The 24,437-nt window shown below is 57.4% G+C and carries 19 protein-coding genes; 13 read left to right on the forward strand and 6 right to left on the reverse strand.

Annotated features, from left to right (window positions below; all coding sequences use genetic code 11):
• Window positions 1-86: 86 nt before the first annotated feature.
• Window positions 87-737 (reverse strand): DotI/IcmL/TraM family protein, encoded by a 651-nt coding sequence (locus G7Y52_RS11595; RefSeq protein ID WP_165072096.1) that lies wholly within the window; start codon window positions 735-737, stop codon window positions 87-89.
• Here G7Y52_RS11595 and G7Y52_RS11600 point away from each other — a divergent pair.
• From G7Y52_RS11600 to G7Y52_RS11615, 4 genes are all read left to right on the forward strand, one after another.
• Window positions 723-1,220 (forward strand): hypothetical protein, encoded by a 498-nt coding sequence (locus G7Y52_RS11600; RefSeq protein ID WP_165072098.1) that lies wholly within the window; start codon window positions 723-725, stop codon window positions 1,218-1,220. The two genes, G7Y52_RS11595 and G7Y52_RS11600, sit on opposite strands and share 15 nt — an antisense overlap.
• Before the next feature lie 279 nt (window positions 1,221-1,499).
• A complete protein-coding gene (locus G7Y52_RS11605) occupies window positions 1,500-2,543 on the forward strand; it encodes an IS4 family transposase (protein ID WP_241159721.1) in 1,044 nt (347 codons plus the stop codon).
• Window positions 2,544-2,769: 226 nt separating this feature from the next.
• Window positions 2,770-3,960 carry a DNA cytosine methyltransferase gene (locus G7Y52_RS11610; protein WP_165072100.1) on the forward strand — a complete coding sequence of 397 codons (1,191 nt, stop codon included), beginning with the start codon at window positions 2,770-2,772 and terminating at the stop codon, window positions 3,958-3,960.
• Window positions 3,961-4,875 carry a NotI family restriction endonuclease gene (locus G7Y52_RS11615; RefSeq protein WP_165072102.1) on the forward strand — a complete coding sequence of 305 codons (915 nt, stop codon included), beginning with the start codon at window positions 3,961-3,963 and terminating at the stop codon, window positions 4,873-4,875. It abuts the gene before it with no gap.
• A gap of 415 nt (window positions 4,876-5,290) precedes the next feature.
• Here G7Y52_RS11615 and G7Y52_RS11620 read toward each other — a convergent pair whose 3' ends face one another.
• Window positions 5,291-6,445 carry a helix-turn-helix domain-containing protein gene (locus G7Y52_RS11620; RefSeq protein ID WP_165072104.1) on the reverse strand — a complete coding sequence of 385 codons (1,155 nt, stop codon included), beginning with the start codon at window positions 6,443-6,445 and terminating at the stop codon, window positions 5,291-5,293.
• 705 nt (window positions 6,446-7,150) lie between these two features.
• Here G7Y52_RS11620 and dapF point away from each other — a divergent pair.
• The 3 genes from dapF (at window position 7,151) to adhE (ending at window position 12,270) form a co-directional block, all read left to right on the forward strand.
• Window positions 7,151-8,020: a diaminopimelate epimerase gene (dapF, locus tag G7Y52_RS11625; protein ID WP_165072106.1), complete on the forward strand. Its 870-nt coding sequence runs from the start codon at window positions 7,151-7,153 to the stop codon at window positions 8,018-8,020.
• A 17-nt stretch (window positions 8,021-8,037) separates the two neighbouring features.
• Window positions 8,038-9,264, forward strand: a complete 1,227-nt coding sequence (locus G7Y52_RS11630; protein ID WP_165072108.1) for an LL-diaminopimelate aminotransferase — start codon at window positions 8,038-8,040, stop codon at window positions 9,262-9,264.
• A gap of 312 nt (window positions 9,265-9,576) precedes the next feature.
• On the forward strand, window positions 9,577-12,270 hold the full coding sequence (adhE, locus tag G7Y52_RS11635; RefSeq protein WP_165072110.1) for a bifunctional acetaldehyde-CoA/alcohol dehydrogenase: 2,694 nt from the start codon (window positions 9,577-9,579) through the stop codon (window positions 12,268-12,270).
• Between the two features lie 112 nt (window positions 12,271-12,382).
• On the opposite strand, the gene G7Y52_RS11640 is transcribed toward adhE, so the two are convergent.
• Entirely contained in the window at window positions 12,383-14,122 is a 1,740-nt protein-coding gene (locus tag G7Y52_RS11640; protein ID WP_165072112.1) for a methyl-accepting chemotaxis protein, read from the reverse strand.
• A 339-nt stretch (window positions 14,123-14,461) separates the two neighbouring features.
• Here G7Y52_RS11640 and G7Y52_RS11645 point away from each other — a divergent pair, with 339 nt between their 5' ends.
• The gene (locus tag G7Y52_RS11645) at window positions 14,462-14,767 is read left to right on the forward strand and encodes a hypothetical protein (protein WP_165072114.1); all 306 of its coding nucleotides are present in this window, start codon (window positions 14,462-14,464) and stop codon (window positions 14,765-14,767) included.
• A gap of 22 nt (window positions 14,768-14,789) precedes the next feature.
• Here the strand turns inward: G7Y52_RS11645 and G7Y52_RS11650 are convergent, their stop codons facing one another.
• Window positions 14,790-14,969, reverse strand: a complete 180-nt coding sequence (locus tag G7Y52_RS11650) for a hypothetical protein (RefSeq protein WP_165072116.1) — start codon at window positions 14,967-14,969, stop codon at window positions 14,790-14,792.
• Between the two features lie 309 nt (window positions 14,970-15,278).
• Here G7Y52_RS11650 and G7Y52_RS11655 point away from each other — a divergent pair, with 309 nt between their 5' ends.
• Genes G7Y52_RS11655 through G7Y52_RS15025 form a run of 4 tightly spaced genes read left to right on the forward strand, consistent with a single transcriptional unit; the run spans window position 15,279 to window position 20,537 of the window.
• Complete coding sequence (locus G7Y52_RS11655) at window positions 15,279-16,385, forward strand: glutamate synthase (RefSeq protein ID WP_165072118.1); 1,107 nt, start codon at window positions 15,279-15,281, stop codon at window positions 16,383-16,385.
• Window positions 16,373-18,004: a glutamate synthase-related protein gene (locus G7Y52_RS11660; protein ID WP_165072120.1), complete on the forward strand. Its 1,632-nt coding sequence runs from the start codon at window positions 16,373-16,375 to the stop codon at window positions 18,002-18,004. The genes G7Y52_RS11655 and G7Y52_RS11660 overlap by 13 nt, the downstream gene beginning before the upstream one ends.
• Before the next feature lie 48 nt (window positions 18,005-18,052).
• On the forward strand, window positions 18,053-20,350 hold the full coding sequence (locus G7Y52_RS11665) for an FAD-dependent oxidoreductase (protein WP_165072122.1): 2,298 nt from the start codon (window positions 18,053-18,055) through the stop codon (window positions 20,348-20,350).
• Window positions 20,351-20,390: 40 nt separating this feature from the next.
• Complete coding sequence (locus tag G7Y52_RS15025; protein WP_206215279.1) at window positions 20,391-20,537, forward strand: hypothetical protein; 147 nt, start codon at window positions 20,391-20,393, stop codon at window positions 20,535-20,537.
• Here G7Y52_RS15025 and G7Y52_RS11670 read toward each other — a convergent pair.
• Together G7Y52_RS11670 and G7Y52_RS11675 are read right to left on the reverse strand one after the other, a co-directional pair.
• Window positions 20,527-22,251, reverse strand: a complete 1,725-nt coding sequence (locus tag G7Y52_RS11670; RefSeq protein ID WP_165072124.1) for an NAD-binding protein — start codon at window positions 22,249-22,251, stop codon at window positions 20,527-20,529. The genes G7Y52_RS15025 and G7Y52_RS11670 overlap by 11 nt on opposite strands.
• 30 nt (window positions 22,252-22,281) lie before the next feature.
• Window positions 22,282-22,992, reverse strand: a complete 711-nt coding sequence (locus tag G7Y52_RS11675) for a hypothetical protein (protein WP_165072126.1) — start codon at window positions 22,990-22,992, stop codon at window positions 22,282-22,284.
• Window positions 22,993-23,167: 175 nt separating this feature from the next.
• On the opposite strand from G7Y52_RS11675, the gene G7Y52_RS11680 reads away from it, so the two are divergent.
• Window positions 23,168-24,349 (forward strand): HlyD family efflux transporter periplasmic adaptor subunit, encoded by a 1,182-nt coding sequence (locus G7Y52_RS11680; protein WP_165072128.1) that lies wholly within the window; start codon window positions 23,168-23,170, stop codon window positions 24,347-24,349.
• Window positions 24,350-24,437: the final 88 nt, after the last annotated feature.

The raw sequence follows: 24,437 nt of genomic DNA on the forward strand, positions 1-24,437 counted from the left end.
TCTGCAATAGCTGTGAACCGGCGCGGCAAACGCTTCAGACAGGGCACGGACGCCGCGATCCACGCCGTTGACCAGTATATCAAGCATCAGGAATCCCTTTTCAGCACCACTTGTTGAATGACCACGCCGCGCGGCGTCTTTGCCGTGGACGCGCGGCGGACAAGGACTGTGGCAAGAAGTTTTTGCGTGCTTTCCACTCCCTGGCTGGATTCGTAGGAAACAATCAGGGGAAACTCGATTTTCCATGTGGCCCTGCCGCCCACCAGACCGGAAGCGATGATGACCGGCGCGCGCGTGGCAACAGCGGACGCGGAAAGCCGTTTGTCCCGGATCATGTCCAGGATGCCGGAACCTTGCAGGGAAGCGAGGAAGGATTTGAACGCCTCGTCCTCAAAGTGCGGCCTGATGCTTTCCAGCTTTTCCCGCCATTCCAGAAAGTTGAGCGACATGGCTCCGGTAATGGCGTTTGAGACCCAGGTCAGCAGCCCCTCCTGCGTCAGCAGCGGCTGATCCAGCGGAACCATCGGCGCGAGCCGCAAGTCCGGCGTGGCCGCGAAGTAGCGCGGCTTCGGCTGGTTCAGGAGCAGCAGCGCCGAGAGGGAAACGCTCAGGCAGAGCGCCGCGACCAGACACAGCGAGAGCTTCATGGAACGGCGAAACTGCGTCCTGTACCAGTCCAGACCGCCGATGACGGCGGCGGCATCCGGGGCGGGCGGCTCCGCATGAATGGCGTTCATGCCCTGTTCCGGCTCCTGCGGCTTCGGGGCGTCTTTTCGTTTGTTGAAGATGCTCATTTCATCGCCTCACGCCTACAGGCCGAGTTCATCCATGCCGGAGGTCTGGTCAGAGCCGAAAAGGGTGGCGGAACCGGAGCCGAGGAGTTCTCCCAGGCCGAGCGCCAGAGCGCCGATGATCACTTTGGTCAGGCCGCCCGCATAGAGCATTTTCTCTTTGAAAATGCTCTGCTGACGCGAAAGCGGCAGCCGCCGCAACGCGGCGTACATTCAGGCGAAAACCGCGTTTTTCGCCTGAATGCCACCTTTGACTTTCATAAAAAGTCAAAGGTAATCTGCTCTAGGTGCTTTGCCCCTGATTTTTCACAGCTTTATACATGTCAATACTTTTTTAGATGTAACATATTGATATATTTTGATAAAAATAAATCTATAAAAAATACCCCAGCAATTACCCAAAAAGAAGGGGATATTATCGGGCGATAATGAATTGTGCTGGACATAGCCTAAGAGGCTTGCATAATTTCGTTTAAACGAATACCTTCTAAAGCAGTAGATGGCACATAAACTGTTGAGGGGTGAGCGTGCATGGTTATATTACGGCTCAAGAAGCCGCTGTAAAATGGGGAATAACCCCACGCCAAGTACAAATTTTATGTAAAGACATTGCTGTCCGGCTAAGGGATAAGAAAAAAGTCCAAAATCTCAACGAAATGTGGTAGAAGTGGTTTATGTAACAACCCACCACATAAGGAGATTTTGGACTTGAGTCACCATAGCACTCTTTTCTCCCAGGCGCGATCCCTCATTCCCGGACATGTTTTTCAAAAGCTCGCACAGCGGCATAAGACCGGGCGTGCGTCCCGCAAATTCGGTTTCAAGGAACAGTTCACCGTTATGGACTTCATCCAGCTTGCCGACAGACCTTCCCTGCGGGACGCTTTATGTTGTCTGAAAGCCGCCTCAAGGCGTCTCTATCATTTTGGCCTGAAGAATGTGGCCCGCTCAACCGTGGCCGATGCGAATACCACGCGGCCCGTGGGCTTTTTCCGGGATTTGTTCGCTGAAATGTACGGCTTGTGCGCCTCAAAGGCCCCGAAACACAAATTCCGCTTCAAGTCCCGGCTGTTCAGCCTGGACGCAACCACCATCAAGCTTTGCCTGTCGCTCTTTCCCTGGGCCTCTTTTCGCAAGACCAGAGGCGGGATCAAAATGCATGTGCCGCTGGACCACGACGGCCATATCCCGGCATTTGTGGCCATTACCGAGGCCAGAGCCCACAAAAGCCGCATCGACAGGACGCTTGAGCTGCCCAGAGGCTCTATCGTGGTTTTCGACAAGGGCTATGTGGACCACAACTGGTTTCAGGCGCTCGGAGCAAGGAATATTTCATTTGTCACGCGCCTCAAGCGGAACGTTGTGTGTACATTGCTGGAACGCCGCCTTGTGAACCGGAGAAGCGGCGTAACCTCAGACCACGCCATTGAGGTCGCCACCCGTGGGAAACCGCTGCGCCTGCGCCGAACAGGCTACCGCGATCCGGAAAGTGGCAGGCGCTACGAATTCCTGACCAATCAGTTCCGACTGAGCGCCCAAACCATCGCCGACATCTGCAAAGACCTCTGGCAGATCGAGCTGTTCTTCAAGGAAATCAAGCAAAACCTGCGTATCAGGAGCTTTGTCGGCAACTCGGAAAACGCGGTCATGATCCAGATTTTTACGGCCCTCACAGTCTACCTGCTCCTTGCGTACCAGAAATTCCTCAGCCGTCTCGACATTTCTGTCCAACAGCTTTGTCAGCTTATCTAGATCAACCTGTTGGGTGTGGCTTCTTTGGAAGATCTGCTGCGTTCACAGAGAAGAAAAATTGAAAACGCATTCAATCTCAGCTCGTTATCTCTCGTCCCTTAGCCGGACAGTAATGATGTAAAGAAAATCGTATCGTCGGAGTAAAACGTATGAGTCGTATCTGGATTATCCCTGAAACCGCGAAAAAACCGACGAAAGCCAGTGTGCAAAAAGAGAAGAATATCGCATGACCGATAATGCACTTACAATGATAGACTTGTTTTCTGGAGCAGGTGGTCTGTCTGAAGGATTGTCATGTGCGGGGTTTCATGCTCTTTTTGCATCCGAGATTATACCAGTATATGCAGAAACATACAGAAAAAATCATCCTTCTGCAAAAATGGTTACTGCTGATATTCGTACACTTGATGCAAAAAGTATTCGAGAAGAATTACGTCTCGAACGTGGTGAATTGGACTTATTAGCTGGAGGCCCACCGTGCCAGGGTTTTTCTATCAACGCTCCTGTTCGGAGTATTCTTGACCAAAGAAATCATTTGTTTAAAGAGTACCTGCGATTTGTAGATGCTTTTGCTCCTCGGGCTATTTTAATTGAAAATGTTCCTGGACTAGTTTCTTTTGAACATGGAGCTACACTTCATGCCATTTTGGATGCTTTAGCTGAGCTAGGATATGGGGCAGATGTTCGTATCCTTGGGGCGGCCTACTATGGAGTGCCGCAAATGAGATGGCGAACAATTATATTAGGGTTAAGAGGTAAGAGCCTCCCCCCCCTTGCTTTCCCAGAACCAATTTATCATGCTCCAATTAGACCGAATTTCACAACTACTTTTGATGGGCAAATGCTTGTAAAAATGCCATCATCTAATGCTTCAGCTAACTTTACAACTGTTCAAGAAGCAATTGGGGACTTACCTTCGCTCAAATGTGGAGAACGAGGTCCTATGATAAAATCGTATATTTGTGAGCCTTTTTGTGACTATCAAAAAAGAGCAAGAATCGGCAGTACAGGTATTTATAATCATGAGGCGCCTAGATTGTCTAAGGAAAATCAAGAAAGACTAAAATATATTAAACCAGGAAGGAACTGGACAGATATACCAAATGAACTACTTCCTTCTGGTATGAAACGAGCAAGAAAATCTGATCATACGAAACGATATGGACGAGTAATGCCAGATGGCTTAGCATCGACTATTTTGACGAAATGTGATCCTCATTGGGGCGCATATTTTCATTATAATCAAGATCGATCTTTTACAGTAAGAGAGGCAGCACGAATACAATCCTTTCCTGACCATTTTATTTTTACTGGTTCTCAAGTGCAACAATTCGCGCAAGTCGGAAATGCTGTGCCTCCATTATTAGCAGAATCAGTTGGATTAGCTCTAAAATCTATTTTGGTCGAGGGATGCTAAATGGCAGGATATATATCTGAATTTTTTGGATATCGTGCAGAAGATTGCTCAAAACACGCTGCTATGGCGGCAATACGGCAAATATGTCCTTTTTTGGGGTCTCAATGTACCAAAGTATTGTCACGCGATAGAATTATTTCTGGAGTATGCGCTGTTCGACAGAAAACAACAGGTTCTCCCGATGTGATTTGTTGTCCCAATAGAATCTATGCTGAAAATTATAAGATGCTTCACTTGATAGCTCAACAAGCTTTTGGATGTAAGTTAGAATTGTATTCTGGACGTGCTACTGTAAAGAAAGCCCAAGTTGAAAATGGTGCAGTTGCTGTTTTCGGTCATGGATGGGGAGGTGAGTTGAGACTTCCTCAAAGAGCAGGTACAGGTTCCTATTTTGTTGATTGGGTATTAGCAAGATTAGATAATTACGGTGAACTTGTCGAATTTACAGCAATTGAAGTTCAAACAATAGATACAACAGGAAATTATCGAGAAGCGCGAGATTCACTTTTGGTCAATAGAAAACTTATACCAGATACTGTTGGATTAAATTGGGAAAATGTTTCTAAGAGAATTATACCTCAGTTAATTTATAAAGGTCAGGTCTTGCAACGTGAAGATTTATGCAAAACAGGCTTGTTTTTTGTATGTCCGAAGTCGGTTTATACTCGCGTTCTTAATAGATTAGGCGGAAAAGATAGAATTCCTCAATTTCCAAGTCAGCCAGCATCTATTCATTTTATTGCTTACGACTATTTGGAAAAAGGAAATGATGGGGAAATTACACCACTTGATATAATAGAAGAGCATTGTACTACTGTGTATAAGGTACAGGAAGCATTTTCTTCAATGAATTTACCGGAAGGGAATGTTTATAGGGATGCTATTTGCAGATCTCTTTATGGGGATGGGATGTAGTATTATTAATGCTTCGCGATTTTTATATTTTTAAAAAATCGTGTGTTGACATAACTATGCTAAATAAAAACAATATGAAGATTGAATAATCCCATCAGCTTTCTGAAATTGTATTTGATGCAATTCTAAAAGTCTTTAAATAAATTTCCAGATTTACAAGGTTTTGATGATTCTCCTTTAAGAGTAGAGGCCGCCAAAAAGAGAGTTGAGAACTTAAAAAAAATTATTGATACAGAAGTAACTAGAATAAGAAGTAATGACGAAAAATCAAAGAAATAGAAGAATATGGAAGAAATTCAGAAAAATGGAAACTAAATCAAATGACATTATCTTCCTTAGAGAAAAAATTACATGAAATAGCTAAAGATATTGGTACACAAAAAGCGGGATTTGAATTTGAAAAATGGTTTTATAATTAATTGATTTTTTTGAAGTACAATGTATGCGTCAATATAGAGCTAAAGATAATAGACAAACAGATAGTTCTATATCTATCAATGAAACTGATTATAATTCCCAGATCATTCTCTGGTGGAACATCGTCCGCCGAGGGCGCACGATTCTGGGAATGCAAGTACTGCCAGATGCCAAACGGCATGGCATCATTGGCTATGGGCGGGAATTTTGCCGCAAAGGCATCGAACAAGGGCCGCAGTCGCGCTCTTTTTGCTTTCTGCTGTTCCTTCAGGCGCTGTTCCCGCTCTTCGAGGGCACGAAGAGCTTGAAGTGTAGACTGATCTTGTGCCGCCTCGGCCAGTTCCGCAGGAGGGAATGGATCAAGCCAGCGTTGTCCGCGCAGCCAGTTCCCCAGTTGTGGCACAAAGCGTCCCTGCTCGCGTTGCCAGCTTTTTGAGTCCGCGAATCGCCGGATCGCGGCATGAAGTTCCGGGAGCGCCGGAAGTTGGCCGCTTCGCAGAAGTGTAAGCCATGCCATTCGGGCGAAGCCCTTGGCCCCCTTTTTGGGGTACAAGGCCCAGGTATTTTCAAAATCACGCAAGGGAGAAGACACGCCCCCCGCCGCAGGCGCTCCGGGCGTGCGGCGGACAGGACTTGCCGCCATTTCTCCCCGCGCATGGGGGGAAGGGGGGGAGTTTCTTTCTTTTCGTTGTTTGTTAAGATTGGTTAAGTAGCCAGATTTTGCCTCATGACAGCCAGCTTCTGACTGCTTGTGGGCAAGTTTTGTCTCTTGTTTTGCGACAAGTTCCTCAGGCCGCAAGAGATAATAAACGGAAGAACGGTATTGCTCACGCCTGATGGAAATGAGCTTTTCTCTGACAAGTTCGCCAAGGTAATTTTTGATGCTGCTGATGCTGCATGACAGGCGTTTGGCAAGTGTAGCCTGAGACGGCCAGCAATGGTCTTTTTCGGCGGCATAATCGCATAAGATCGCGTACATGGTCTTTGCTCCAAACGTGATCGGTTTTTGCAAGACAAACAAAGGTAGAATCGGGCCGTGAATCTTTCCTTTTGGCGAAAAAGTTTTCATTTTTTTTTCTTTGCCCAGGAAAAAGACAAAAACAGCAGATTCGTTGTTGACAACGAGGAACCTTCCGGCTATCGTTGTTCTCACGTTACATGCGTAAGAACATCAGTTCTGCAATGAAGCCGTTGAGTTGCCGCTCAGCGGCTTTTTTTTGGCTTTCTCTGGACGGCGTTTTCCCCAGAGAGGATCATGGGGAGAGTTGACGATGATGGCCTGAACGTGGGCATCACGATCACCGCAGGCGGGCGCCTGGAAGGCACCCCGTCCCAAGACAGCGGAGCTTGAGCGGAGGAGACCGGCTATGTGGGAGTTTCTGAAAGGAAGGAGGACGGGGAGGTATGCCGTATATGAAAAAAACTCCGCCCGACCATGCCGCGGGACACATGGCCGGGAGGAGTTCATTGCGGATAAAAACGCGCTCAAATCCAAAAAAATGTTATTTTTTTTGGATTTTTTTCTGATTTCAATAACTATCAGTAACTTATGGTGAAAATAAAGAAGAAGACAAAAAAATGGATAAGAAAATGGATAATCAACCGGGGGATCTCCAGGGCATGAAACGTCAGAGTCAGGCTCCGGGATTTTTATATATCTATATGAAATTAAAGAAAATGTATCGTGAGGGAACTCCAGGGATTTATATATGAGTGACTCTGACAGTGAATCCTTCTCTCGGGCGGTCGCCTTTACTTTCAGCCTTTTCGCAGGTATGCTGACAAACTCAGTTCACTGCAAGGGCGCTGCGGGCGGCAACGGGCGCGGGCCCGTTTTGCCCAGGAGAAAGGAGCTGTCATGAGCGCGGGAGTGCGTTTTACCAAGATGCAGGGCATCGGCAACGATTATGTGTACATCAACGGTTTTGAAGAGCGCGTGGACAATCCCCATGAGCTTGCCGCGCGGATCAGCGACCGCCATTTTGGCGTGGGTTCCGACGGCCTGGTGCTGATCCTGCCCTCGGCCACGGCTGACGTGCGCATGCGCATGTTCAACGCCGACGGCTCGGAAGCGGAAATGTGCGGCAACGCCACCCGCTGCGTGGGCAAATTCGCGCACGATCACGGCATCGTCAAAAAAGATGTCATCCGTCTGGAAACAGCCGCGGGCGTCAAGATCGTGCGCCTGCTCTTCGAGGCGGGCCAGGTCTGCGGCGCCACCGTGGACATGGGCGAGCCAGTGCTCGCGCCGGAGCGCATTCCCCTGCGGCTTTCGTCCGCGCCCGCTGCGGGCGAGGACGCGCAGCGCTTTATCTCCCGCCCCGTGGAAGTGGGCGGGACCACCTATGCGATTACCGCCGTGTCCATGGGCAACCCGCACGCCGTGGTCTTCATGCAGGGCATAGACGATCTGGATCTTCCGAAGCTGGGCCCGCTTTTTGAGCATCACCCCCTGTTTCCCCAGCGCACCAATACGGAATTTGTGGAAGTGCTTTCCTCCACCAGAATCCGCATGCGCGTCTGGGAGCGCGGGGCAGGGGAGACCCTGGCCTGCGGCACCGGAGCCTGCGCCGCGGCAGTGGCCTGCGCGCTCAACGGTTATACCGGCCGTTCGCCGGATGTGGAGCTCAAGGGCGGCGTGCTGCATATCGACTGGGACAAAAGCGACGATCACGTCTACATGACCGGCGGCGCAACAACGGTTTTTGACGGCGTGTATTTCATCTGAAAACCATTGAGGGATATATGGCTGCAATCAACCCCGATTTTCTCAAGCTGCAAAGCAATTACCTTTTTTCGGACATTGCGCGCAAGGTGGCGGATTTTAAAGACCGCAACCCCGACGCCCGGGTGATCAGCCTGGGCATCGGCGACGTGACCCGCCCGCTGGTCCCGGCCGTGCTTCAGGCCCTGCACAAAGGCGTGGATGACATGGGCGACCCCGCCCGCTTTCACGGCTACGGCCCGGAGCAGGGCTATGCCTTTCTGCGCGATGTGATCATGGAGTACGATTACAAGGCGCGCGGCGTGGATCTGAGCCCGGATGAAATTTTTGTCAGCGACGGGGCCAAGTCCGATGTGGGCAATTTTCAGGAACTCTTCGCCCCGGACAGCGTGGTGGCCGTGACCGACCCGGTGTATCCGGTTTATGTGGATTCCAACGTCATGGCGGGCCGCGCCGGGGACATGGCCAACGGGCAGTGGAGCAGGATTGTGTATCTGCCCTGCGTCAAAGCCAATGACTTTGTGCCGGACTTTCCCACGACCCGGCCGGATATGATCTATCTCTGCTACCCCAACAATCCCACGGGCACGGTGCTGTCGCGCGCGGCCCTGCAAGGCTGGGTGGACTACGCCCGGCGCGAGGGCTGCGTCATTCTTTATGACTCCGCCTATGAAGCCTTTATCCGCGACCCGGATGTGCCGCACAGCATTTACGAGCTGGACGGCGCGCAGGAAGTGGCCGTGGAATTTCGCAGTTTTTCCAAAACAGCCGGCTTTACCGGTCTGCGCTGCGCCTACACCGTGGTGCCCAAAGCCCTGCGGATCAGCGACGGCAAGGGCGGCGCGGCCAGTCTGAACGCGCTCTGGAACCGCCGCCAAAGCACAAAATACAACGGTTGCGCCTATATTGTGCAGCGCGCCGCGGCCGCTGCCTACAGCGAGAAGGGCCGGGAAGAAATCATGGGCGTGATCAGGGGCTACCAGAGCAACGCCGCACTGCTCAGCGCCGCTGTGAAGGAAATGGGCCTGGAGGTCTTTGGCGGCGTCAACGCCCCGTATATCTGGGTCGGCGTGCCCAAGGGCATGGATTCCTGGGGCTTTTTTGATCGCCTCCTGCATCAGGCCGCCCTGGTCTGCACGCCGGGCGCGGGTTTCGGGCTCAGTGGCGAGGGCTATGTGCGCCTCACGGCCTTTGGTTCGCCGGAAGATACGGAAGAAGCCATCCGCCGCTTGCGCACACTGAATTGAACCCGTGATCGAATTGGATGCATGTAAAAAGGGGAGGGCAACCTCCCTTTTTGCGTACAGGGCAGGATCTGCCCATCGTGAAACAGGCAACCATATCTCTATGCCCAGGGGTTGTGTTGCCTAAATCGTATTCTATATATAGGATATATACAGGTCTTGGAGACTTTGCCTTTTCATGTTTCCGCGCATGGGTGAATGTCGCCGCATGCGCGCCGTGATCGCGCAAGGCCCGGGCCAGTCGGCAGGGCTCACAAGTGCCCGCACGACCTCAGACATGATGAAGAGCAACGCAAACCCGGCAGAGGAGCGGATATGAGCAAAGCAACGGAACAATTGGACGCCATGATCGAGCGTGTGCGTGCGGCGCAGGCAATCTTTGCGCATTACACGCAAGAGCAGGTGGACAGGATTTTTCACCATGCCGCTGCCGTGGCCACGGCCAAACGTATCGAGCTGGCGAAAATGGCTGTGGAGGAAACCGGCATGGGCGTCCTGGAAGACAAGGTGATCAAAAATCACTTTGCCTCGGAATACATCTACAACAAGTACAAAGATGCCAAAACCTGCGGGATCATTGAAGACGACCCGGTTTCCGGCTACCGGGAGATCGCCGCGCCCCTGGGCCTGGTGGCAGGCATCGTGCCCACCACCAACCCCACGTCCACGGCCATTTTCAAGACCCTGCTCTGCCTCAAGACGCGCAACGGCATCATTATTTCCCCGCATCCGCGCGCCAGGCGCAGCACCAGGGCCGCGGCCATGATTATTCTGGAGGCCGCGGTACAGGCCGGAGCGCCGGAAAATATCATTGACTGCCTGGAAGAACCCAGCGCCGAGCTCTCCCAGCATCTGATGAGCCACAAGGACGTCAACCTGATTCTGGCCACCGGCGGCCCGGGCATGGTGCATGCCGCCTACAGCTCGGGCACGCCCGCCATCGGTGTGGGCGCGGGCAACACGCCGGTGATCGTCGACGCCACGGCGGACATCAAAATGGCGGTCAATTCCATTCTGCTCAGCAAAACCTTTGACAACGGCATGATCTGCGCCTCGGAACAGACTGTGATCGCCGAAGAGAGCATTGCCGACGCCGTGCGCGAGGAATTTCTCAAGCGCGGGGCCTGGTTTGCCGACAAAAAGCAAAGCGAGGCCCTGGCCGGGACCCTGTTCGTCAACGGCGCGCTGAACAGCGCCATAGTCGGGCAGCCAGCTGCGCGCATTGCGGCAATGGCCGGTCTCAACGTGCCGGAAAACACCAAGGTGCTGATTGCCGAGCGCGCGGCCATCAGGGCCGACGATCCCTTTGCGCATGAAAAGCTTTCGCCGGTGCTCGGTTTTTACCGGGCGCCGGATTTCGCGGCCGCGGTGGACATGGCCCAGAGCCTTGTGCAGTTGGGCGGGGCCGGGCACACCTCGGTGCTCTACACGCGCGAGTCGAACACGGCGCACATTGAGCTTTTTCAGGATACCATGACCACCGGCCGGACCTTGATCAATATGCCTGCCTCGCAAGGGGCCATAGGGGATGTGTACAACTTTCGCATTGCGCCTTCCCTGACCCTGGGCTGCGGCAGTTGGGGCGGCAATTCCGTGAGCGAAAACATCGGGGTGAAGCATCTCATGAATGTCAAAACCGTGGCCTGCCGCCGTGAAAACATGCTCTGGTACCGTGTGCCGCCCAAAATCTATTTCAAGCTCGGGGCCCTGCGCCCTGCGCTGGAAGAGTATGCGGATCGCCGCCGGGCCTGCATCATTACCGATGCCACCATGGAAAAGCTCGGGCATGTGCAGAAAGTGACGGACGTTCTGGAAAGCATGGGCATGGAGTTCCGCATTTTTGCCGGCGTGCAGCCCGACCCGGACATTGCCACGGCCCGGAAGGCCCTGGACATGGTCAATGCCTTTCAGCCGGACATGTTCATTGCCCTTGGCGGCGGCTCGCCCATGGACGCGGCCAAGATCATCTGGCTGCTCTATGAAGTGCCGGACATCAGGTTTGAGGATGTTGCCCTGCGCTTCATGGACATCCGCAAGCGGGTGGTGTCCTTCCCGGATCTGGGCAAAAAGGCGGTCATGGTCGCCATCCCCACCACTTCGGGCACAGGCTCGGAAGTGACGCCCTTCGCCGTGATCACCGATACCGCTACCGGCGTCAAATACCCGGTCACGGACTATGCCCTGACCCCGGACATGGCCATTGTGGACCCTGAATTTGTCATGGATCTGCCGCCCTCCCTGATCGCCAACGCGGGCCTTGATGTGCTGACGCACGCCATAGAGGCCTATACCTCCACGCTGGCCACCAATTTCACGGACGGGCAGGCAATGGAGGCCGTGCGCCTGGTTTTCAAGTATCTGCGCCGTTCCTATCAGGGCGGCGAGGAGAGGCTGGTGCCGCGCGAAAAAATGCACTATGCCGCGACTATGGCGGGCATGGCCTTTGCCAACGCCTTTCTGGGCATCTGCCATTCCCTGGCGCATACCCTGGGCTCCTGCTTTCATGTGCCGCACGGTCTGGCCAACGCGATCATGCTTTCCTATGTGATCGAGTACAACGCCACGGACACGCCCACCAAGCAGGGCATGCTGCCGCAGTATAAATATCCCTGGGTCAAGGGGCGCTATGCCCGCATGGCGGACATGCTGCATCTGGCCGATGATCTGGAAGGCGACGACGCCGCAACGCGGGCGGAAAAAACCGCGCGCCTGGTGCGGGCCATTGAATCTCTCAAGCGGGATCTGGGGATACCGGCCTCGCTGCGCGAAGCGGGCATCCCGGAGGCCGACTTTCTGCAAAGGCTGGATGAAATGGCCGAGCAGGCTTTTGATGATCAGTGCACCGGCGCAAGCCCGCGCTATCCTCTGATTGCCGAGCTGAAGGAGCTGTACCGCAAGGCCTATTATGGCGAGCCGCTGGCCGCGTTCGCTGAAGGCAAGCCCGCGGGAAGCGCCCCTGCCGGGCATGAAAAAACTCTGCCGGAGGCCCCAACGGCTGAAAACGTCTGAGGCGGTTTGACGCCCTGCGAAAAAAGGAACCCCCCGGCATAGCCGGGGGGTTCCTTTTCATACAAAAAAGCCGGGCGTTGCCGCCCGGCTTTTCAAAGGCGGCGCGATCGTACTAGTCGGCTTTCAAATCCTGAATGAGCGCGGTCAGGCCCTGGGCCTGGGCGGCCAGATCCGAGACGGCCTTGGCTGCTTCGGCCATGGCTTCGGCGGTCTGGCGGGACATGTCATTGACCTGCACGATGGACTGGTTGATCTCCTCGCTGGCCGCGGACTGTTCCTCGCTGGCCGCGGCAATGGCATTGACCTGATCCGCCGTGGCTTCCACGGTGGCCACGATTTCCTGCAGGGCCGCGCCCGACTGTCCGGCCAGTTCCGTGGCCTCGCCAATGCGCTGCACCGCGTTGTCCATGCCGGTCATGCTCTTGGATGTGCTTTCCTGGATGGCCTTGATGGCGTTGCCCACATCGTTGGTGGAGGCCATGGTTTTTTCAGCCAGCTTGCGCACTTCGTCGGCCACCACAGCAAAGCCTCGTCCGGCTTCGCCCGCGCGGGCGGCTTCAATGGCCGCGTTCAGGGCCAGCAGGTTGGTCTGATCCGCAATATCCGAGATAACGCCCATGATACGGGTGATGTCCTGGGCATGCTCATTGAGCTGGGACATGTCTTCCTTGAGTTCCAGAGAGAGCTGATGCACCTGCTCGATGCTGTGCACGGCCTGTTCCACCACCTGGGCCCCGGCTTCGGCCTTCTGCTTGGTTTCGGCTGAAGCCTGGGAGGCCGAACCCGCGTTTTTGGCCACTTCCTGCACAGTGGCGTTCATTTCGTTCATGGCTGTGGCCGCTTCGGAAAGGCGCTGCGCCGATTCCGCCGCGCCGCGATCCGACTGCTCAATCTGGGCCGAAAGCTGGGTGGAGGCCGAGGAGACCACGCTGCCCACCTGCTCCAGCTTGTCAGCCGCTACGAGCATGGCTTCGGTCTTGGCCTGGGCCTGCCTGCTGGCGGCCTCGGCCTTCTCCATGGCTTCCTGAGCCTTGGCCGACTGCTCCCTGGCGTTTTCCGACTCGCGCTGGGCGTTTTCAATGTTCGTCTTCAGGGCAGTGACCATTTCCACAATGGAACCGTAAACGCCCACTTTTTTGCTGCCGTCGTCAATGTCGTAATCGCCTTCCACCACGCGGTGCGCAACGGAGTTGAGCGCGCCGGGGTCCTTGCCCAGCTGGCGCATGGTAGTGCGCACGATAAACCAGGTCAGGGCCACGGCGATCAATATGGCCCCGACGATCAGAACAATGCTGGTCATACGCGAAGAATCGTACATGGCGTCGGTTTGGGCGTCGATCTGTTGGGTGACGTCCTGGAGCGTTTTGACCATCTCATCCAGAGCCGTGCTCATTCTTACATACTGCGCCATTGATTCGCCCTTCAGGGCCGTAATGGCTTCCTCGGTGCGCAACTGGGTCGAAAGGGCGACCACCTCTTTGGATTCTTCCCTGTACGCCTCCCGGGCCGCCAGATAGCTCTGGAAGACTTTCCTGACTTGCGGCCTGATGATCAGGCCTTCAATGATTTTGATGCTTTCCGCGATCTCCTTTGCCAGGTTCTGCATATTTGCTTCATGCTCCCGCATATCCGCCGGCTGGGTGGCGTAGATATGCCGGTTTTCCGCCAGGCGGTATTCCGAAGCCGCGTTGTTGAGGATGCCCACCTGCTCTTCCAGGGGAATCTGGCGCTCGATCAGTTCCGCGGACACATCGTTGAGTTTGGCCATCTGCTGAAGCAGATAGATGCCCAAGCCTGCGATCAGGATAACCAGAACCCCCATGCTCAACGTAAGTTGTGTCGACAGCTTCATGAACAATCTCCTTTCTGAATGCGGGCTATGCCGCAAGGTTAAGATATCTTTTGCGCATCACGAAAAAAGCCGCGCGCTCAGCCCGGAGACCTGGGGCAATCGCGCAGCCTGGGCACAACGCAAGAAGAACAGGGAATACGCCGCCACTCTCTCTCGCGCGCGGCGGGCAAAGCCCTGCCGCAACGGCCCTCCAGGCCGGGCAGACCGGGAACGTGCTGCAAAGAAGGCGTAGAAAACATAGAGTAGTGCGAGTGCATGGCCTTTCCCTGAAAAAAATTCCCGGCGCAGGCGCGGGGCCAAAAAACGGCAAAATGTGTCGCGCCGCCCGATCATGCGGAGATGGAAGTACTTATCGGTACTTCGTTTATTATCTTAAGTCCAGAAGCTATTTTTTATTCAAATTGGGCGGATACGCTTGTCATTTGCGAAACGCCCGCTCCGGTTCAAAGGGAAATTGCCCTGAAAAAAACCGGCCAGGACGCAGACTTTGCAAGCCGCCCGGCCCCTTGTCAAGCACGCGCCGCTGCCGGAAATTTTTTTCTTGCCTATCCTCACGATGTGGTGCAGGATTTCTTCACCCCCCCAGTAGAGTGGCCCGCAGCCGTCCTGGAGCGTTGCGCTGATTTCATGAGCAAAACGCTCTAGAGCAGATTACCTTTGACTTTTTCTAAAAGTCAAAGGTGGCATTCAGGCAAAAAACGCGGTTTTCGCCTGAATGTACGCAGTGTTGCGGCGGTTGCCGCTTTCGCGTCAGCAGAGCATTTTCAAAGTGAAAATGCTCTAAACGGTTTCGGCGCTTCTCGGATTCGGCAGATCCGGGAGCGGTCGCGCGCCTGGCAGGCCGCATGCTTCCCGTGCTCCCTGTGCCGGTTGCGCATGGCCTGAGCGGCAAAATCCTGCCGGTTCTGTACTGTAGAGCGCGGCGTTCCGTTCCGGAACGCGGCAAGCCTGAAACGTACGCTCATTCTTACCCTGAAATCTGTGCCGTTGTTGTGACGGTCGGCTGTTGCGCGGGCAAGCGCAGGCCTGTGCGCTTGTTATGCGCGTTGCTTTGCCGCAGCGGCTGCCGCGGCGGTCGCCGGGCCCGTGCCGGGACGCGGCAAGCCTGCCCCCCTCCGCAGGGGGAGCATTTCAGAAACAGTGAGGGAGAAAGCGTATGTGCAGAATAGGTTCCATCAAGAGCAAAACCCCGGTGCATCCTTCCGTGGCGCTCAATCTCATGCTGCCGCAGCAGGAAGGGCACGACAATTCGGGCTTTGCCCTGGTCATGCAGGATCTGGACGGCGTGTTCGGCCACTACAAGGACAAGCCCCTGCTTTCGCTGGCCTGCACGCCCCAGGGCGTGCAGCTGGTCAACGATTATATGGAGGAAAAAGGCTTCGTGCAGGTGGCGCAATGGGTTCCGGACGTGGACAGACAGCCCGGCCTGAAGATTGAAGCCATGCCGCGGTATATCTTTCGCAATTACGAGTATCCTGAAATTTACCGCTACCGCAGCCCGGAGGAGCGCGAGGATCTGCTTTTGGACACGCGCCTGGCCCTGCGCGGCCTGCTGGACGAGGGCAACAACGGCTTTGTCTATTCGTTCTGGCCCGACGTGCTGACCCTCAAGGAAATCGGGGACCCGGCGGATATCGCGGTCTATTTCCGGCTCTGGAATGACGACGGCCGCCTTACGGCCCGCAATATTCTGGCCCAGTGCCGCCAGAATACCAATTACGACATTGTGCGCTACGCGGCGCATCCTTTCTTTTTGCAGGGCTATACGCTCTGCGCCAACGGCGAGAACACTTTTTTCACCAGGAACAAGGAATTTCAGAAATCCCTGCACAGGGGCTACATCGGCTTTGAGTCAGACTCGCAGAATTTTCTGTATACCCTGCATTATGTGCTGCATGAACTGCGCTGGCCCATCAGCTATTATAAGCATGTGATCACGCCCTTGCCTTTTGTGGAGGTCGAAAAGCGCCCGGATCGCAAGGTGCTTGAGCTTATCCGCGAATCCCTGACGCATCTGGAAATCAACGGCCCCAACGCGATCATCGGCCTGTTGCCCGACGGGCGGATGATCGCCTGTTGCGACTCCAAAAAACTGCGGCCCCTGGTGCTGGGCGGCGACGACGACATGCTGGCCGTATCCTCGGAAGTCTGCGGCCTGAACGCTGTTTTGCCGCGCCGCGACGCGGCGCGCGACATCTACCCGCATGAGCGGGAAATGCTGGTCATTGACAACGATCTGGCGGTGCGGCGATGGAATCAGTAAAAACCCAGGATTTGGGCATCAACGATCTGCCCTGGAAGATCGAGTACCATGCGCAACGCTGCACCATGTGCGGCAGTTGCGTGGCGGCCTGCACCTTCAATGCCATTGAGGTCCACGTTTCGCGCCGCAGCGTGACGGTCTCGCGCAAGGCTTTTCCCGAGCCCGCGCCCGAACATCTGGCCCGGCCCGTGATCAGGCAGAAGGCCGACATCGGGCACGCCTGCGTGGGGTGCGGCATGTGTGAGAAAATCTGCCCCAATGCCGCCATCCGGCCGGTACGCAACCCCGATAACCGCTTTTCCCTGCTGGCCCGCGCGCAGGGGCCCATCAAGCGGGGCGGCCGCAGCAATCTGGCCATGCCGCGCACCCTGGACGCCATCGTGGTGGGGCGCATCAGCCAGATGACCGATCCGGCCCTGGATTCGGAGCGGCATACCTTTGACATCCGCGCGCCCCTGGGCCGGGTGATGCTGGCCCGGGAGCTGCCCCTGAGCGTGGACGGTCACAGTCTGGTGCTCAGCGGGCGCACGCCGCCGGTGCGCTGGATTTATCCGGTCATTTTCAGCGATATGAGCATCGGCGCATTGTCCGCCAGGGCCTGGGAGGCTCTGGCCCTGGCCACGGCGTATCTTAATGAAAAATGCGGCCTGCCCGTGCGCATGAGCTCGGGCGAGGGCGGCATGCCCGGCAAGCTGCTGGAGTCCGGGCAGCTCAAGTACATGATTTTGCAGATCGCGTCCGGGCATTTCGGCTGGAACCGGATTGTGAAGGCCCTGCCCAGAATGAAAACCGACCCTGCCGGGGTGCTGATCAAGATCGGCCAGGGGGCCAAGCCCGGCGACGGCGGTCTGCTGCCCGCGGCCAAGGTTGCGCCGCATATCCAGGCCATCCGGGGCGTGCCCAAGGCCACCCTGCATTCGCCGCCCAACCATCAGGGGCTTTATTCCATTGAGGAGTCGGTGCAGAAAATGCACCTCTCGCTCAACGCGGCCTTCGGCTTCCGTGTGCCCGTGGCCATCAAGTGCGCGGCCTCGGCAACTTCGGTCTCGGTCTACAACAATCTGCTGCGCGATCCCTACAGGATTTGCGGCGGCTTTTTTCTGGACGGCATCCAGGGCGGCACGGGCGCGGCCAATGAGATCTCGCTGGAGCACACCGGCCATCCCATTGTCTCCAAGCTGCGCGACTGCTATCAGGCCGCCGTGTCTCAGGGCTTGCAGGGGCAGATCCCGCTCTGGGCGGGCGGCGGCATCGGCATGAGCGGCAATGCGGCGGCCGACGCCTTTAAAATGATCTGTCTGGGCGCCAACGGCGTGATCATGGGCAAGATCCTGATCCAGTTGCTGGGCTGCGTGGGCAACGAGCATGGCCGCTGCAACGCCTGCAACAGCGGCAAATGCCCTACGGGCATCTGCACCCAGGATCCGCGCCTGGTCAAACGCCTGGACGTGGATCGGGGCGCGCAGAACATTGTCGACTATATGCTGACCTTTGACGCGGAGCTGCGCAAACTGCTCGCCCCGGCGGGCAACAGTTCCCTGCCGGTGGGGCGGTCCGACGCCCTGGTCTCCACAGACAAGGCCGTGGCGGACAAGCTGGGCATTGCCTATGCCTGCTAGTGGTAGCGGCATCATTGCGTGGATGCAGATACGAAGAAGGAGAAAACCATGCTGCGCGTAAGCACGGTGCACAATCACGAACGCATGTCCACCCAGGATCTGCTCTTGTCCGTTGAGGCGGCGGTGGAGCGGGGCGAGACGGAATTTTACATTGAGGCTTCGGGCCAGCACGACATCGGCGGCCCGCTTTGGAACAGGGACGGCAAAAAGCTGACCTTCACGGTCAGCAATCCGGGCCAGCGCGTGGGCTCCATGTGCCTGCCCGGCACGGAAGTGCTGGTGCAGGGCCCGGCCCCTGCCGACGTGGGCTGGTTGAACGCCGGGGGGCGCATTGTGGTGCGCGGCGACGCCGGGGACACGGCCGCCCATTGCGCCGCGGCCGGCAAGATCCTCATCGGCGGCCGCGCGGGCACGCGCTCCGGCTCGCTGATGAAGCACGATCCGCTCTATGAGCCGCCCGAGCTCTGGGTGCTCAAGAGCGTGGGCAGTTTTTCCTTTGAGTTCATGGGCGGCGGCAGGGCCGTGGTCTGCGGCTGGGAGTGTGAGACGCTGCCTTCGGTGCTGGGCGAGCGGTCCTGCGTGGGCATGGTGGGCGGCGTGATCTATTTTCGCGGGCCTGTGGGCTCTCTGCCGCCGGAAGTGCGCGTCAGCCAGCTGGATGAGGCGGACAGGGAATATCTCAAGGCCGGGCTGGATGATTTTCTGATCGCCATTGACCGGCCCGAATTGCGCAAAGATCTGGCGGTCTGGCAGCACTGGCAAAAAATCACGCCCCTGCCGTTCCAGGAGCGCGAAACCAGTGAAGCGCCGAGCCTTGCCCGCTATCGCGCCGAGGAATGGGTCAAAGGCGGCATTTTCAGCGATGTCTGCGCCGACGACTTTGCGGTCAACGGTCTGGTTGCCCGCGGCGACGGCCGCCTGCGCGTGCCTGTCTGGGAAAATGCGCGCTTTGCCGCGCCCTGCGAGTTTCATTGCCCGGCCGCCATCCCCAGCCAGCGCCGTTTCAACCTGCTGCGTGACGGCAGGCTTGAAGAGGCATACCGCCTGGTGCTTGACTATACGCCCTTTCCGGGCTCGGTCTGCGGCAGCGTCTGCCCCAATCCCTGTATGCAGGGCTGCACGCGCGGCAGCCTGGACAGCCCGGTGCAGATCAACAGGCTGGGCGCCTGTTCCGCGGATGTGCAACTGCCCCGGCCCCGAAAGCGCGGCAACAGGCATCCGGGCGTGATCGGCGGCGGCGTGGGCGGCCTTACGGCCGCCTGGCAACTGGCCCGCCTGGGGCACGAGGTCACGGTCTACGAAGCTGACGCCCGCATGGGCGGCAAGCTTGAGCAGGTCATTCCACGCCAGCGTCTGGATCATGATCTGCTGCTCAGGGAACTCAGGCGCATTGAGGACATGGGCGTGCATTTTGTGACCAATTACCGCGTGGACGCCGCGCGCTTCACAGAGCTGCGCCAGAAGCACGACGCCCTGATCCTGGCCACGGGCGGCCATCTGCCGCGCATTTTCCCCTGGCCGGGCCATGAAAGGAGCATCGGCTGCCTGGATTTTCTGAAGGCCGTGAACCGCGGCGAAAGGCCCCCCGTGCCGCAAAGCGTGGTGGTCATCGGCTGCGGCAACGCGGGCATGGACGCGGCTGCCGCGGCCTTTGCCCTGGGCGCGCGCCAGGTGACCTGCATCGACGTGCAAAAGCCCGCGGCCTTTGCCCATGAGATCGCCCACATCGAAAGCCTGGGCGGCAAGCTGCTCTGGCCCGTGCAGACCAGAGAAATCACGGACAGGGGGGTGATCGCCCAGGACGGCAGGCTGATCCCCGGCCAGATGGTGATCGTCGCCGTGGGCGAGTCGCCGGATCTTTCCTATCTGCCGGAGGGGGTGGAAAAATTTCGCGACTGGCTTGCGCCCGGAGCGGATCTGAGCGTTATGGACGGCGTGTTCGCGGCGGGCGACGTGATCAGGCCGGGCTTGCTGGCTCACGCCATCGGCACGGGCCGTCAGGCCGCGCTGGCCGCGGATGCCTGGCTGCGCGGCGAAAGGCGGCCGCCCGAGCAAAGGCAGCCTGTGCCTGCCGCCCGCCTGCACACGGCCTATTTCACTACATGCCATAGGGCGGATCTGCCCGCGCCCCGGGAGGATTTCACGCGTTGCCTCAGTTGCGGCACCTGCCGGGATTGTAAAATGTGCCTGACATCCTGCCCGGAAAAGGCCATTGACCGCAGGGAATTGGCCTCAGGCGCTTTTGAGTATGTCTCGGAGCCCGGGCGCTGCATCGGCTGCGGCATCTGCGCGGGTGTCTGCCCCTGCGGCATCTGGAGCATGCGCGCCAACGCGGAACTGTGTTAGAGCATTTTCAAAGTGAAAATGCTCTAAGATACGCCGGAATATGGAGGGCATAGGCCAATTCTGCTCCGGCCATCCAGGGCTGCCGCAGAAGATGCGGCAGCCCTGGATGGCCGGAGAGCCCCAAACCGTCTTGCGGCTGCACGCTCAGGCTTTGGGCGCGGCAGGCGCGCCCTGCCTTACTCCGTGAGATCCGCGTCGCGCCCGAAGGTTTCGTAAAAGGCCTTTTCCGCCTGAGAGTCGCCGATGAGATACATTTCATCGCCCTCCTCAAAGACCTGATCCGGATCCGGGTTGATGTGCATCGTGCCGCTGGCGTCGCGCAGCGCCAGCACGCTGCAATGCGTGCCGCTGCGGATGCCGCTGCCCATGAGCGCCTTGCCGGCCAGGCTTTTGCCCACGGTGCTGCGGAAGATGTTCAATCCTTCATTGACCATCAGCACTTTGCCCGGCGAGAGCAGGTTGATGATGCTGTTGGTGACCATAGAAGCCAGCGACAGGACCAGATCCGCTCCGGCCGCGTGCAGAATGTTCACATTGCGATCCAGGGTGGCGCGGCTGATGATCTGAATATCCGGGCGCAGGCGGCGGCAGTACAGGGTCAGATAGATATTGGTGTCATCGTCGTGCGTGGTGATCAGCACCGAAGGCGCAGTGCGGATGCCCGCCTGCTCCAGCACCCCCAGATCCGCCGCGTCCCCGACAATGAGATGATTTCGGGCAACGCCGCTTTTGAACTTTTTGTCCACGATGCGGTATTCGCGTTTACTGGCCGCCAACTGCCGGGCCGCGGCCTGGCCAACCCGCCCGCAGCCCAGGATCACTACAGGGGCTTCGTTGGCGTCTTCCGTTCCTGAAGCGCAGGGGCCGAGCAGAAGATCCACGGCCGTGATCTGCCGTCTGGTTCCCGCAATCACCATGACCATTGTGTCCGTGAACACGGTATCCGGCGCGGGAAGGACAAACTTGCCCCGCTCCCACAGCCCGACCACGTTGGCCCCTGTGGCTTTGCGCAGGCCGCACTCACGCAGGGATTTCCCCACCAAAGGCGTGCGCATGACCGGGGCCTCGGCCACCACCAGCTTGTTATAGCGGCTGATCACGCTGGAGCGCGCCCTGGCGTTGAGCACGCGGCGCGCCAGCGCCTCGCCCAGCAGTTTGTGAAACTGGTACACATGCGTGCTGCCCGCCAGAAGCAAAATATCAATGGCGTCATCGCTCTGGGCGCCGACCACGATGGGCGCCTGCGCGTCCACGTCGCGGGCCGTGAAAACAATGCTGGTATTGCGCATGTCGTTGTCCAGGGCCACCAGCATGGCGGCCTGGGGCAGCCGCAGATTGCGGTAAACTTCGCTGTGATCATGCTCGCCCACCACCGCGTCGTAGCCCTGATCCAGCAGTTCCAGGGTGGTGGGGCTGTCGTGGCAGAGCAGCACGCAGCGCGCGCCGTAATTTCTCAGATCGTCCACCAGATTGAGCGCAATGGGGCTGGCGTTGACCACAATGATATGCCCTTTGGCGTCCTGAGGAATGGAGCGGGGCGTGTGCCCTTTTTTTTGCGCTTCCAGCCACGGCGCGTAAAAAAACTGGATAAAGGTGAACGGCAGCATGACCAGCAGCAAAAAAACGCCGGACATGAGCACCACAATGGAAAATATGCGCCCCAGATCCGAGGTGAAGGTAATATCGCCGAAGCCCAGGGTGGACATGACCGTAAGGGTCCAGTAAACGCCGGTCACCCAGGTATAGCTGCGGCCCTCATACTGCATGATGAAGTGAAAAAGAATGCTGTACAGGACGATAAGCCCCACCAGCATGGCAAAAAAACGCAGCAGAAATTCTATGTTGCGGCGTGTGCTGCGCTGCTGCATGAAAAGAGCGATTTGTGAGGAAATAAATTTCATCGTATTTTTATCAGGAAAGGGCTTGCACTCTCAAAGATTGCGTTCTTCAATCCCGCTTCGGGCTGCCGGAGCTTTTTTGCTTGGCGGCGCGGTAACGGGCTGCAAGCCGGGCACCACGTCCTGCACCACAGTGGGCGGAGCCAGAGGATCCGCCGCGGCGCGCTCAATGACTTTGCTGTCGCGCACATACAGGTTGCAGGCCAGGCCGAAGCATTCGTACACAGCGGCAACCGTGCCCTTGAGCGGCTCGCGCTCATGGCGCGGCGGGGGCACCAGCAGATAATAGGTGCGGGTGCGGCCGCCGTTTTTGGGCTCCGCCAGGCAAGAGACGATCCATTCGTCCTGGCCGTCGTTGTTCCAATCGGCAATGGCAATCATAGTGAGCGTGAGTTTCCGGGCGGGCTGGTCTATGCTGAAGCCGTTGGGCCAGTGTTTGACCCGGCCTTGCGGCTGGAGCGCGGCAAAACTTTCCCCCGGGAAGACGTCTCCGGCATCGTCGAGCATAAACGCGGGCGAAAGGCGGCGGAAAAGCGTTTCTCCGTAATCGCTGAAGCCCGCCAGAGAAAAGGAGGCCAGATAGGAGCCGTCATTGTCCAGCAGTCCGCGAGCCTGAAGTTCGTGCCGCATCTGCCGGGCCATGCGGATGAATTGATCTTTTTCCACCACGACCACGGGCCTGGTGGCACAACCGAAAAGCAGGCCGCCCAGGCAGAGCAGAGCGGCAAGGCGCATGATGAACATAGTCTCTCCTGTGGCGAGTTCCGCCGGGCTTTGTATGGCCGAACGGTCCCGCAAGCCCTGCCTTTGTATGCGTCCGCGGGCGACTTGTAAAGGCAGGCGGCCTGCATATCTGGTACAATATCTGCATATTTCTTGAATGCGGGATCTTTTGGCGGCTTGATGCAGCGAGGTTTTTATGGCGGAATCACTCTATCTGGAAATGCCGGCGCGGAAAAAATCCTTTGCGGCGCGTTTGTTGCGGCTGCCTGTGCTCATGAGCGCGTTGGCGGCGCTTTTGCTGGGCCTCTCCTGGTGGTGGCTGGCAAGCGGCCGCGTCGACAGCGTCTGGGGTATGCTGGACGGCATGATTTACACGGTTTCCCCGGATTTTTCAGGCCGCCTTGCGGAAATCAATGTGCGCGAGGGGGAGCGTGTGGAGGCGCGCCGGCCTGTGGCGCGCATGGACGCCGACGCTTTTGCCCGGCAGTTGCGCCGGGCCGGGCAGGAGGCTGCCGGGCTGCGGCCGCCGGACATGGAGGAAACCGCGGCCCGGGTCAAGCAGGCTCAGGAGGCGGAAAAAGACATGGTTCTGCGGCTTGCCCAGGCCCGTCATGAAGAAGAAGCCATGCGCGCGCAGCGCGATGAACGCGTGGCCGAGCATGTCCGCGCCCAGCTCGCTTTGCGTTCGCTGGACAGCCAGGGCGGCGAGCGCATGGTGGGAAAATCCCGCTACGCAACGGCCCGTCGCGCTGAAGCAGAAGCCCGCGCCCGCATGCAGAGCGCAAAGGACGAATTTGAGCAGGCCAGCAGGGTGCGCGCGGCTCTGGATCAGGAATTGGGCCGGGTTCGTGATGAAATACTCAGGGCCAGGCAATGGGCCTCCCGCAACCGCTATGCCCCTGCCGGGCCGTCCGCGGAACCCCTGCCCGCGCAGGTGGACGACAGGCTCTACGCGCCTGTAAGCGGACGTGTGCTGCGCGCGCTTGCCGCGCCCGGGCACATGCTGCAACGCGGCGATCCGGTTATGCTGATTTTGCCTGAGGGTTCGGACCGGTCGCAGGCTTTTTGGGTCTTGGCCTATTTTTCTTTGGAGTCGCAGCAGAATATCAAAGTGGGGCAGACCTGCGACGTGCGGCTGACTGCCGAGGGCGAAACGGTGCGCGGCCAAGTGGCCGAAGTGCTTGCGCCGCAGCCCCTGCCCGCCGGACAATCGGCAAAAGCCACGGCACAGGCGGACAAAACGGCATTCACCGGAGCAGCGCTTTTTTTGCCTGCCCGCATAACCCTTGCCGATCTGCCCGCGGATACCCCCATGCCGGGCAGTCCGGCTTCCTGCGTGGTGAAAACGCGCAGCATTTTCGGCTTCAGCGGTTTTTAGAGCATTTTCACTTTGAAAATGCTCTGCTGACGCGAAAGCGGCAGCCGCCGCAACGCGGCGTACATTCAGGCGAAAACCGCGTTTTTCG

This window comes from Desulfovibrio sp. ZJ200 (assembly GCF_011039095.1).
In the GTDB taxonomy this organism is placed as follows: Bacteria; Desulfobacterota; Desulfovibrionia; order Desulfovibrionales; family Desulfovibrionaceae; genus Desulfovibrio.